General features: G+C 71.1%; 12 protein-coding genes. 4 read left to right on the top strand and 8 right to left on the bottom strand.

The window, feature by feature from the left end; translation table 11 throughout:
• Positions 1–379 (bottom strand): 3-deoxy-7-phosphoheptulonate synthase (locus tag ACTWQJ_RS34890; protein WP_443310472.1); only part of this gene is annotated, 379 nt, incomplete at its 3' end.
• A gap of 96 nt (positions 380–475) precedes the next feature.
• Here ACTWQJ_RS34890 and ACTWQJ_RS34895 point away from each other — a divergent pair.
• Entirely contained in the window at positions 476–532 is a 57-nt protein-coding gene (locus ACTWQJ_RS34895; protein WP_129797546.1) for a trp operon leader peptide, read from the top strand.
• Positions 533–635: 103 nt separating this feature from the next.
• Entirely contained in the window at positions 636–2,570 is a 1,935-nt protein-coding gene (locus ACTWQJ_RS34900; RefSeq protein WP_443310473.1) for an anthranilate synthase family protein, read from the top strand.
• Here ACTWQJ_RS34900 and ACTWQJ_RS34905 read toward each other — a convergent pair.
• The 5 genes from ACTWQJ_RS34905 to ACTWQJ_RS34925 form a co-directional block, all read right to left on the bottom strand.
• Entirely contained in the window at positions 2,522–3,517 is a 996-nt protein-coding gene (locus tag ACTWQJ_RS34905; RefSeq protein WP_443310474.1) for a 2-hydroxyacid dehydrogenase, read from the bottom strand. The genes ACTWQJ_RS34900 and ACTWQJ_RS34905 overlap by 49 nt on opposite strands.
• A gap of 573 nt (positions 3,518–4,090) precedes the next feature.
• Entirely contained in the window at positions 4,091–5,119 is a 1,029-nt protein-coding gene (locus ACTWQJ_RS34910; RefSeq protein WP_443310475.1) for a 6-phosphofructokinase, read from the bottom strand.
• 146 nt (positions 5,120–5,265) lie between these two features.
• Positions 5,266–5,949 (bottom strand): response regulator, encoded by a 684-nt coding sequence (locus ACTWQJ_RS34915; protein ID WP_443310476.1) that lies wholly within the window; start codon positions 5,947–5,949, stop codon positions 5,266–5,268.
• On the bottom strand, positions 5,946–7,163 hold the full coding sequence (macS, locus tag ACTWQJ_RS34920) for a MacS family sensor histidine kinase (protein ID WP_443310477.1): 1,218 nt from the start codon (positions 7,161–7,163) through the stop codon (positions 5,946–5,948). Before macS ends, ACTWQJ_RS34915 begins: the two co-directional genes overlap by 4 nt.
• A 45-nt stretch (positions 7,164–7,208) precedes the next feature.
• Positions 7,209–7,976, bottom strand: a complete 768-nt coding sequence (locus ACTWQJ_RS34925; RefSeq protein ID WP_443310478.1) for a lysophospholipid acyltransferase family protein — start codon at positions 7,974–7,976, stop codon at positions 7,209–7,211.
• A 169-nt stretch (positions 7,977–8,145) separates the two neighbouring features.
• On the opposite strand from ACTWQJ_RS34925, the gene ACTWQJ_RS34930 reads away from it, so the two are divergent.
• Positions 8,146–8,925: an alpha/beta hydrolase gene (locus ACTWQJ_RS34930; protein ID WP_443310479.1), complete on the top strand. Its 780-nt coding sequence runs from the start codon at positions 8,146–8,148 to the stop codon at positions 8,923–8,925.
• Positions 8,918–9,574: a hypothetical protein gene (locus ACTWQJ_RS34935; protein WP_443310480.1), complete on the top strand. Its 657-nt coding sequence runs from the start codon at positions 8,918–8,920 to the stop codon at positions 9,572–9,574. The genes ACTWQJ_RS34930 and ACTWQJ_RS34935 overlap by 8 nt, the downstream gene beginning before the upstream one ends.
• Positions 9,575–9,579: 5 nt before the next feature.
• On the opposite strand, the gene ACTWQJ_RS34940 is transcribed toward ACTWQJ_RS34935, so the two are convergent.
• Positions 9,580–10,365: an endonuclease/exonuclease/phosphatase family protein gene (locus ACTWQJ_RS34940; protein ID WP_443310481.1), complete on the bottom strand. Its 786-nt coding sequence runs from the start codon at positions 10,363–10,365 to the stop codon at positions 9,580–9,582.
• A 73-nt stretch (positions 10,366–10,438) separates the two neighbouring features.
• Positions 10,439–11,392, bottom strand: coding sequence for an ROK family glucokinase (locus ACTWQJ_RS34945; RefSeq protein ID WP_129797446.1), 954 nt, complete (start codon positions 11,390–11,392; stop codon positions 10,439–10,441).
• Positions 11,393–11,528 lie beyond the last annotated feature (136 nt).

Below are 11,528 nucleotides of genomic sequence, written 5' to 3' on the forward strand. Positions count from 1 at the left end.
CGGTCGGCTTGGAGCGCGGCTTGGAGTACTGGCCGGCGATCCGGCCCACCTTCACGACGGGCACGGACGCGGCGTACGTCAGCACCGCACCCATCTGGAGCAGGGTCTTGAGCTTGTTGCGGATCTGGTCCGCGGACACCGCGTCGAAGGCCTCGGCGCAGTCGCCGCCCTGGAGGAGGAACGCCTCTCCCTTGGCGACGGCCGCCATCCGGGCGCGCAGCTGGTCGCACTCGCCCGCGAAGACGAGCGGCGGATACGACTCGAGGTCCGCGATCACTGCGCGCAGAGCCTCGGCGTCGGGGTACTCGGGCTGCTGCGCCGCGGGCAGGTTTCGCCAGGTGTTGCCAGCGCTGGCGCTGGTCTTAGCGTTCACGGTCACGACGTCAACATTACGGGGTGATGTCCGGCTTCCGGCCCCGTGCCCAGCAAATGAGACGCCAGTAACGGTCTGCGGACATGGGGTAGGGTTCGGCTCATGTTCGCGCACTCGCACCAGACCTGGTGGTGGACCGCTTCTCCGGCGGCCCACTGACTGCGCGTACGCAAGACTTCGCGAAGGCCGCCCGAGGGGCGGCCTTCGGTGTTTTCGCGACCGGGCCGCTCCTCTCTCAGAGACCCTCAGAGAAGGAGCTCCCGTGAACCTGCTCGAACTGCTCGACGATCCCCGCCCCTTCGCTCTGCTCCGCCGCCGTGCTCCCGGCCACGACCACGACGTGGTGGAGCTGTTGCTCGGCCCGGTCAGGACGTACGACCGGCTCGCCGACCTCCCCGACGAGGGCCTGGCCCTGGTGCCCTTCCGCCAGATCCGCGAGCGCGGCTTCGACGTCCGCGACGACGGCACGCCGCTGGTGGCGCTGACGCCGGAGGAGACGTACGAGATCCCGCTCGCCGAGGCCCTGACCCGGCTCCCGGCGCACGAGGTGCGGGTCGAGGGCGGCGGGTTCGACGTCGGCGACGAGGAGTACGCGGAGATCGTCGGGCGTGTGCTGCGGGAGGAGATCGGGCGGGGCGAGGGCGCGAACTTCGTGATCCGGCGGACGTACGGGGGCCGGATCCCGGGGTTCGGCAGGGCCGATGCCCTCGCTCTCTTCCGGCGGCTCCTCGAGGGCGAGCGGGGCGCGTACTGGACGTTTGTCGTGCACACCGGAAATCAAAAAGGGCCCGAAGGGCCTTCCTTGGAAGGGCGGGGGTGGGAGACGGGTGGGCGCACTCTGGTCGGCGCCAGCCCCGAAGTACATGTACGCATGTCGGGCGGCACGGTCGTGATGAACCCGATCAGCGGGACGTACCGCTATCCCGCAGAAGGGCCGACGCCCGAGCACCTGCTCGGCTTCCTCGCCGACGGCAAGGAGATCGAGGAGCTGTCGATGGTCGTCGACGAGGAGCTGAAGATGATGTGCACCGTCGGCGACATGGGCGGGGTCGTCGTCGGGCCTCGGCTGAAGGAGATGGCGCACCTCGCGCACACCGAGTACGAGCTGCGCGGGCGGTCGTCGCTGGATGTGCGGGAGGTGCTGAAGGAGACCATGTTCGCGGCGACCGTGACCGGCTCACCCGTGCAGAACGCCTGCCGGGTCATCGAGCGGCACGAGATCGGCGGGCGGGGTTACTACGCCGGTGCGCTGGCGCTGATGGGGCGCGACACCGGGGGTGCCCAGACCCTCGACTCCCCCATCCTCATCCGCACCGCCGACATCGATGCGGACGGGCGGCTGCGGGTGCCGGTCGGCGCGACGCTGGTACGGGGCTCGGACCCGGCGGGCGAGGTCGCGGAGACGCACGCGAAGGCGGCGGGCGTGCTGGCGGCTCTGGGGGTACGGCCGTCCAGGCCGCGCGAGGAGCGGGCGCGGCCCCGGCTGGCCGACGATCCTCGGGTGCGGGCGGCGCTGGACGGGCGGCGGGCCGCGCTCGCGCCCTTCTGGCTGCGGATGCAGAAGAGGTCGGACGCCCTGGCGGGCCACGCGCTGGTCGTCGACGGCGAGGACACCTTCACGGCCATGCTCGCGCATGTGCTGCAGTCGTCGGGGCTCACGGTCACCGTGCGGCGGTACGACGAGCCGGGGCTGCGGGATGCCGTGCTCGCGCACGAGGGGCCGCTCGTGCTCGGCCCCGGGCCCGGTGACCCGTCCGACCTGACCGATCCCAAGATGCGGTTTCTCCGGGACCTCACCGCCGAGGTGATCAGGGAGCACCGGCACGGTGTGCTCGGTGTGTGCCTCGGGCACGAGCTGATCGCGGCCGAGCTGGGCCTGGAGATCGTACGGAAGGACGTGCCGTACCAGGGGGCGCAGACGACGATCGACCTGTTCGGGCGGGCCGAGACCGTCGGCTTCTACAACAGCTTCGTGGCGCGCTGCGACGACGAGGCAGCCGGGGAGCTGGCCGCGCACGGCGTCGAGCTCAGCCGGAGCGCGACCGGCGAGGTGCACGCGCTGCGTGGGCCCTCCTTTGCCGGGGTGCAGTTCCACCCGGAGTCGGTGCTGACGCTGAACGGCGCCGCGGTCGTGGAGGAGCTGGTCGGTCAGCTGCGCGGCACCAGCACGTTCTCGGAGCGGCGGCCCGCCGTGTAGTCGAGGACGTTGCGCACCGTCGTCTCGACGATCTGGCCGACCGCCTCCTGCGTGTAGTACGCCTGGTGGGAGGTGACCAGGACGTTCGGGAAGGTGACGAGGCGGGCCAGGGTGTCGTCCTCGATGGCCTCCAGGGACTTGTCGAGGAAGAACAGGCCCGCCTCCGCCTCGTACACGTCGAGGCCGACACCCGTGAAGCGGCCTGCGCGCAGTTCGTGCACGAGGGCGGCGGTGTCGATGAGGCCGCCACGGCTGGAGTTCACCAGGATCGCGTCGTTCTTCATCGTCTTCAGGGCGTCCGCGTCGATGAGGTGCTGGGTCTCCGGCATGAGGGGGACGTGCAGGGTGACCAGGTCGGACTCGGCGAGCAGTTGTTCCTTGGGGACGTACCGCATGCCGAGCTGCATACACGCGGGGTTCTCGGCGATGTCCCAGCCGAGCAGCCGCATGCCGAAGCCGTGCGCGATCCGGGCGAACGCCTCGCCGATCTTGCCGGTGCCGAGGACACCCGCGGTGCGGCCGTGCATGTCGCGACCCATCAGGCCGTCGAGACGGAAGTCGAAGTCGCGGGTGCGGGTGGAGGCGCGGACGATACGGCGGTTGACCGCCATGGCGAGGGTCCAGGCGAACTCGGCGACCGCGTACGGGGAGTAGTACGAGACACGGGCGACCGTCATGCCGAGGCGTTCGGCGACGGTGAGGTCGATGTTGTTGAAGCCGGTGGAACGCTGGGCGATCATGCGGGTGCCGGCGGCGGCGAGGGCCTCCAGGACGCGCGGGCCGAGGTCGGCGTTGACGCTGGTGGAGATCACCTCGTGGCCGGCCGCGATGGGGGCGGTGTCCTCGTTGAGGAAGACGTCCAGACAGCGGACCTCGTGGTGGGCCTGGAAGGCTTGCTCGATCAGGGGCTTTTCGTCGGCCTGTACGCCGAAGGCCAGGATCTCCACGGGTGCCCTCCGGGGTTCACCGGAATTGTTGCCGTACGGGGTGAATATACGGGGCTGTGGGTGGGCGTGCTCGGGGGGTGGTTCGCTTACCGGCGCTGGGCGGGGGCCGCCTGCGGCCACCCTCCCCCACTCTCGGCTTCGCTCGCGCGGGGGGGACCCCATGAGCGGGGGACCCCATCGCCCTGGGGGTCCCCCAGGCCCTCAAGACACTGGGGGAGGCACGACTGCCCGCAGGCTGCGGCGAGACCTACAACCCCCTGCGCAGCCGTTCCGGCGAACCCCCGGGTCGCGACCCGGCGATTTCGGCCTCAGCGGCGTCCACGTCCGCCGCCGTCTCGGCGAGCGGGCGCAGCGTCGGCTGTGTCGAGGCCGGGTCGGCGCGGTGAGCGCACCTGCCTGGGCGGGATCCGGGGCGGGCAGAGCTGTGCCGTCGCGTACGGCGGGCCGGACGGTGGCGAGTGTGTCGGCGTTGCGCTCCAGCAGCGCGCGCAGCCCCAGCTCGTTCCACCATCCGCCATACCGCTCCCCCGCCGCTCCCGTTCCTTCCAGTGTCGTCCGTGAGTTGACGAGCTGTCAGCCGAAGAACACCCCGACCTCCTCGTACAGCTTCAGGTCGACCGTCTTCAGCCGCGCCGTGGCCTCGGCGATCGGGACGCGGACGATGTCCGTGCCGCGCAGAGCGACCATCGTGCCGAAGTCGCCGTCGCGGACGCAGTCGATGGCGTGCAGTCCGAAGCGGGTGGCGAGCCAGCGGTCGAAGGCGCTGGGGGTGCCCCCGCGCTGGACGTGCCCGAGGACCGTGGTGCGGGCCTCCTTGCCGGTCCGTTTCTCGATCTCCTTGGCCAGCCACTCGCCGACGCCGGACAGTCGCACATGCCCGAAGGAGTCGAGGGACTCGTCCTTGAGCACCATGTCGCCGTCCTTCGGCATGGCCCCTTCCGCAACGACCACGATGGGCGCGTACGACGCCTTGAAGCGGGAGGTCACCCAGGCACACACCTGGCCGACGTCGAAGCGCTGTTCGGGGATGAGGATGACGTTGGCGCCGCCGGCCAGTCCCGAGTGGATCGCTATCCAGCCGGTGTGACGGCCCATCACCTCGACGACCAGGACGCGCATATGGGACTCGGCGGTGGTGTGCAGCCGGTCGATGGCCTCGGTCGCGATGCCGACCGCCGTGTTGAAGCCGAAGGTGTAGTCCGTGGCGGACAGGTCGTTGTCGATCGTCTTCGGCACCCCGACGCAGGGCACGCCGTACTCGTCGGACAGCCGCGCGGCGACGCCCAGGGTGTCCTCGCCGCCGATCGTGATGAGCGCGTCGACCTCCTGCTTGGCCAGGTTCTCCTTGATCCGGGCGATACCGCCCTCGTGCTGGAACGGGTTCGTGCGCGAGGAGCCGAGGATGGTGCCGCCGCGGGGCAGGATGCCGCGCACGGCCGGGATGTCGAGGCGCATGAGGTCACCGTCGAGCGGACCGCGCCAGCCGTCCCGGAAGCCGACGAAGTCATAGCCGTACTCCTGCACGCCCTTGCGGACGATGCCCCGGATGACGGCGTTGAGCCCGGGGCAGTCGCCGCCTCCGGTCAGTACTCCGACCCGCATGGAATTGTCCCTTCGCCGCGGTGGTCGTATGCCCTGCAAGCACGCTAATGGTGATGCAGGTCACTACGGCATGGTCCGTGCGGGCAATTCCGGGGAATGGCCCAGCGGTTGGAGCCACGTGGCTCACTCCTCGGAGCCCAGGCGGCTCACTCCTCGTCGAGTCCCCGCTCTATCGCGTACCGCACCAGCTCCACCCGGTTGTGCAACTGGAGCTTGCCGAGGGTGTTCTGGACGTGGTTCTGCACCGTGCGGTGGGAGATCACCAGTCGTTCCGCGATCTGCTTGTAGCTCAGGCCCTTGGCGACCAGCCGCAGCACCTCGGTCTCGCGCTCGGTCAGCCGCGGCGCCCTGGGCTCGTCGGTGTCCGGTCCCGTGCCGGGTACCGGGTCGGAGGCGAGGCGACGGTACTCGCCGAGGACCAGTCCGGCGAGGCCCGGTGTGAAGACCGGGTCGCCGACCGCCGTGCGGCGCACCGCGTCCAGCAGCTCCTCGGTGGAGGCCGACTTCAGCAGATAGCCGGTGGCGCCGGACTTCACGGCCTCCAGTACGTCGGCGTGCTCGCCGCTCGCGGACAGGACCAGCACGCGCAGGGCGGGGTTGTGGGCCACCAGCTCCTTGCAGACCTGGACGCCGGGCTTGGCCGGCAGATTGAGGTCGAGGACGAGAACGTCGGGCGCGGCGGCCTTGGCGCGCCGGACCGCCTGTTCGCCGTCGCCCGCGGTGGCGACCACCTCGAAGCCGGACTCGGTCAGGTCGCGGGCGACGGCATCGCGCCACATGGGATGGTCGTCGACCACCATCACCTTGATCGTGCCCTGTTGCTCACTCATCGCCGCCCCCGCGCCATCGTCGTGTCCTTCGGTACCTTCAGCTCGACTTCCGTGCCCTGTCCAGGGGTTGAGATCAGCTCGGCCGTGCCGCCCAGATCGCGCAGCCGGCCGCGGATCGACAGGGCCACCCCGAGCCGCCCCTCACCCTCGGCCTGGGCGAGCCGGCCCTCGGGGATGCCCGGTCCGTCGTCGCGTACGGTCACGATCACCGAGTCGGGTTCGTCCTCGACGAGGATCCAGGCCCGGGCGTCCTCCCCGGCGTGCTTGCGGACGTTGTCCAGGGCGGCCGCGACGGCCGCGGCCAGCTCCCGAGCGGCGGTCGGCGGCAGCAGCACGGGGGCGCCGGGCTCGGCGAGGCTGGTCCGGGCGCCGGCGTACGGGACGAGCAGCGCGCGGACATCGACCGGGCCGTCGTCCTCCGGTTCCTCGACGGTGCGTACGACCGCCCCCTCGGCGGCGTCCTCCGACACCCGGGAGACGGGCACCAGCCCGCCGGAGACCAGGGTGCGCAGCGCCGCCTCCTGCTCGCCGGCCAGCCGGCCCAGCTCGGCCGCCTCACCGCCGATCACCGCTCCGCGCCGCTGCACCATCGCCAGCACCTGGAGGACGCTGTCATGGATGTCCCGGGCGAGCCGTTCCCGCTCCCGGGTCGCGGCCTCGATCTCCAGGGCGCGGGCGAGGGTGCGCTCGGAGGCGCGGGCGACCTCGACGACGTAGCCGATGGCGATGGAGGCGATCCAGACGAGCAGCACCATGTGGACGGTGTCGCGGGTCGGTACGCCGGATCGGTGGACCAGGTTGGCGGCGGCGACCAGCGTGGAGGCGAAGGCCGCCCAGCGCCAGCCCCCCTTGATCGCGAACGCCAGCACGGCACCCGCGGTCCAGATCGACGGCAGGGTCGGCGCACTGGCGTCGATCCGCTCGGGGGTCTCGGCGACCCGGGTGAGCAGGATGCCGGTCAGGGCGATGGCGAGGTCGACGGTGAGGAAGGGCTTGGTGCAGCTCGCGGCGCTCGCGACCCTGGGCAGGGTGGCCAGGGTCCAGACGGCCAGTACCGCGAAGTAGGCGATGGCCACCCGAGGGCGGGCGACCTCGTCGTACGCGCTGATGAAGAGCCCGATCGCGTACACCATCGTCAGGACGCGGTAGCCCATGAGCGCACGCCACAGCGGCTGCTCGACCGACATCCTCATGACTCGCTCGCGCCTGGCCATGTCCCCCCACCCCGGCTCGGCCCGTTCCTGCTGGAAGGCCTGTTCCTACTGGTCGGCCTGATCCTTTTCTTTCTGCGCCTGTTCCTTCTCGGCCTGCGCGAGCGCGGCCCTGGCCGCCTTGGCGGCTTCCTTCTCCGCCTTGGCCGCCTCCGCGATCTGCCGCTTGGCGGCGGTCGCGTACATGTCGACGTACTCCTGGCCGGAGAGCTTCATGATTTCGTACATGACCTCGTCGGTCACCGCGCGGAGTACGAATCGGTCGTGCTCCATGCCCTGGTAGCGGCTGAAGTCCAGCGGCTTGCCGATGCGGATGCCCGGCCGCATCAGCTTCGGCATGACCTTCCCGGGCGGCTGGATCTTCTCCGTGTCGATCATCGCGACCGGGATGACGGGCGCGCCGGTGGCCAGCGCCACGCGCGCGAGGCCGCCGGGCTTGCCACGGTAGAGGCGACCGTCCGGCGAGCGGGTGCCCTCCGGATAGATGCCGAACAGCTCACCGCGCTCGATGACCTCGATCCCGCTCCTGATCGCCGCCTCGCCCGCGCCGCGGGCCCCGGAGCGGTCCACCGGCAGCTGGCCGAGGCCCTTGAAGATGGCGGCGGTCAGCCGGCCCTTGATGCCGGGGGTGGTGAAGTACTCGGCCTTCGCGATGAAGGTGACCTTGCGGTCGAGGACCGCGGGCAGGAAGAACGAGTCGGAGAAGGAGAGGTGATTGCTCGCAAGGATCGCAGGGCCCTCGGCGGGTACGTTCTCCAGGCCCTCCACCCAGGGCCGGAAGACGAGCTTCAGCGGGCCCCCGACGGAAACCTTCATCGCGCCGTACAACAACCGAGTGCCTCCTGTGTCTGTAGATCAGACCTTAACCCGGCAGCCGGGCCAGGCACTCCCTGAGGGCCCGGCGGCCCTGGTCGGTGTCAGTGCGGTCGCGTACGGTGATGCACCTGGACTCGTTCTCGCCCCTCTCATGAACAGGAGACCGAAGGTGCCGGTCCTTCCTGGAGCCGAGCCGTACCGCCATGACGGCGGGGAGGTCGGCGTCCTGCTCTGCCACGGCTTCACCGGTTCACCCCAGTCACTGCGCCCCTGGGCGGAGTATCTCGTCGGGCACGGTCTGACCGTCGCCCTGCCGCTGCTTCCCGGGCACGGCACACGCTGGGAGGACATGCAGCTCACGGGCTGGCAGGACTGGTACGCCGAGGTGGACCGCGAGCTGCGTGCCCTGCGCGAGCGCTGCGCGCAGGTGTTCGTGTTCGGCCTGTCCATGGGCGGCGCCCTGGCCCTGCGGCTCGCCGCCAGGCACGGGGACGCGGTCAGCGGCGTCGTGGTCGTCAACCCGGGGAACAAGGTGCACGGCCTGTCGGCGTACGCCCTTCCGGTGGCCCGGCATCTCGTCCGGACGACGAAGGGCATCACCAGCGACATAGCCAAGCCGGGCATGGAGGAGATCGGCTACGACCGGGTGCCGCTGCACGCGGCGCACTCCCTGCGGACCTTCTTCCGCCTGGTCGACGGCGAGTTGCCGCAGGTCACCCAGCCGCTGCTGCTTCTGCACAGCCCGCAGGACCATGTGGTGCCGCCGGCCGACTCGGCGCGCATCCTCAGCCGGGTCTCGTCGACGGACGTGACGGAGCTGCTGCTGGAACAGAGCTACCACGTGGCGACGTTGGACCACGATGCGGACCGGATCTTCGAGGAGAGTCTCGCGTTCATCGGCCGGCTCGCACCCAGTGTCGGCAAGGAAGGGACGGCGGCAGGTGGCTGAGCACGACTCCGACCGCGAGGACCGCGAGGAGCGCGACGAGCGGCAGGAGCGGGAGGACCGCGCCGGCCGGCCGGACCGGGAGCATCGCGAGCCCGGCGAGCAGAACGTGCCGTTCGACGAGGAGGCCGCCTGGGCGGCGATCGTCGCCGGATACGGGGAGGAGCCGCCGGACCCGCCGGGCGCCAAGCCGTTCAAGTCGGTCGAGGACCTGGCGCTGCTGGAGCCCGAGACCAACGACAGCAAGGGCAGCAAGGGTGACACGGCCCAGAATGAGCCGGAGCCCAAGCCGGAGACGCCCAAGCCGCTCGGCAGCTCCGTCAGCTTCGCCCCCGGCGTGAGCGGCGGCCCGCGCGACTACAGCCTGCAGGAGCCGTCCGACGACGACCTCGGTGAGGACGACGAGGGCCACTTCGTGCCGCCGGAGCCGCCGCCGCTGCCGTCCGCCGACGCCACCGCCAAGTTCGCGTGGCTGGGTGTGATCGGCGGCCCCGTGCTGCTTCTGCTGGCGGTGCTGCTCGGCTGGGACATGACGTGGTGGCTGACCACACTCGGCATCGGCGGCTTCCTGGGCGGCTTCGCGACGCTGGTGATGCGGATGCGCACGGACGACGAGGACGATGACGATCCGGGTCGGGGCGCGGTGGTCTGACCCGCTTACGCCGGTGGAATTCTGAGGGCGGCGAGGACCGGAAGGTGATCCGTGGCCGCCCTCAGGTCTCGCTCCGTCACCCCCGGGTAGCCATGGGGGTCCCCCCGCTCGAGCGGAGCCGAGAGTGGGGGGACCCCACAGCCCAGGACTTCGATGCCCTCGGTCGCGAAGATCGCGTCGATGCGCTGATGGGGGTCGGTCGGGGTCGAGGTGTACTCGCTGCCCCAGGGGGCGACGGCCCAGCAGTCCTGGAGTCTGTCGGCCAGGCGTCGGAAGGTGGGTCCGCCGGGGCGTTCGTTGAGGTCGCCGCCGGCGATGGCGTGCTCGACGCCCAGCCCGGCGAGCCGGTCCAGGAGCATGCCGCCCTGCTCGTACCGCTCGTCCTTCTGCAGCGAGAGATGGCAGCTCAGGACGCCGAGGCGGGCGCCGCCGAAGCGGACCACCGCGGTCGCGAAACCTCGCCGGTGCAGGCCGGGGGTGAGCGGGAGCAGGACGTCCTCGGTGCGTTCGACCGTGGCGCGCAGGGAGCACAGCAGGGCGGGCCCCGCCGCGGGGGCGCCGCCCGAGAGGATCACCTGTCCCGACGCGGCCGCGAGCCGGGCCAGCTTCTTGCGCCAGCGGAAGAACCGCGGGGCCTCCTGAACGAGGACGAGGTCGGGCTCGCAGGCGCTGATCACCCGGGCGAGCGCGTCGGTGTCGTCGCGCATGGAGCGGATGTTGTAGCTGAGCACCCGGATCACGGCCGAACCGTCGGCTCCGGTACCGGAGTTGGGCAGCAGACTCGTCGCCATGGCGATCAAGATACGACGGAGCCCGCCGTCCCCGGGCGGGGCTCGGCGGGCACGGTCGTACCGGACTGCGGCGTCACATGATCGGGTCGGGCTCGCGGGCCAGGTCCGCGGCGCCGACCAGGCCGGCCTTGTTGCCGAGCTGGGCGGCGATGACATCGGCGACCGGGCGCCAGTTGCCGCCGACCAGCCAGCGCTTGTACGACTTGCGGATGGGGTCGAGGACCAGCTCGCCCTCCTCCGACAGGCCGCCGCCGACGATGAAGGCGGACGGGTCGAACAGGGAGGCCAGGTCGGCGAGGCCGGCGCCGGCCCAGCGGGCGAGCTCGCGGTAGGAGTCGACGGCGACCGGGTCGCCCTGGCGAGCGGCCATGGAGATGTGCTTGCCCTCGATGCCCTCGGGGGTGCCGTCACCGAGGGAGAGCAGCACCTCGGCGTTCTCGGGGGTCGCGTTGGCGCGCTGCTTGGCGTACCGGACGAGCGCGCGCCCGGAGGCGTACTGCTCCCAGCAGCCCTGCGAGCCGCAGCCGCACAGCAGGCCGTCCGGCACCATCCGGATGTGGCCGAACTCGGCGGCCACGCCGTAGTGCCCGCGGCGCAGCTTGTTGCCGATGATGATGCCGCCGCCGAGGCCGGTGCCGAGCGTGATGCAGATGACGTTGCGGTGGCCCTTGCCCGCGCCGAACTTGTACTCGCCCCAGGCTGCGGCGTTGGCGTCGTTCTCCACGACGACGGGCAGGTCGACGCGCGCCTCGACCTTCTCCTTCAGTGGCTCCTGGCGCCAGTCGATGTTGGGCGCGAAGTAGACCGTCGAGCGCTGGCGGTTGACGTACCCGGCGGCACCGATGCCCACGCCGACGATCTCGTGCCCCGCGCGTGCGCCCTCCACCGCCGAGGCGATGGCGTCCACGATGGCCTCGGGCGTGGTGGGGGTCGGCACCTTGAAGGTCGAGAGGATGTTGCCTTCCTCGTCGACCACGCCGGCCGCGATCTTCGTGCCGCCGATGTCGACGCCGATGGTGAGTCCCATGAATCCCTCAGTTTCGGTCGAGCCCCGCTATGGCCAACCGTACCCGAGGCCCTGTCGTCGGGTGCCCGCCGTCCGCCCGGAGGGCGGGCCCGGCGACGACCGGGGCAGTGGCCGTCAGTCCAAGTCGATGTGTTGG

The sequence above is a fragment of the Streptomyces sp. KR55 genome (assembly GCF_052245645.1).
GTDB lineage: Bacteria > Actinomycetota > Actinomycetes > Streptomycetales > Streptomycetaceae > Streptomyces > Streptomyces flavusporus.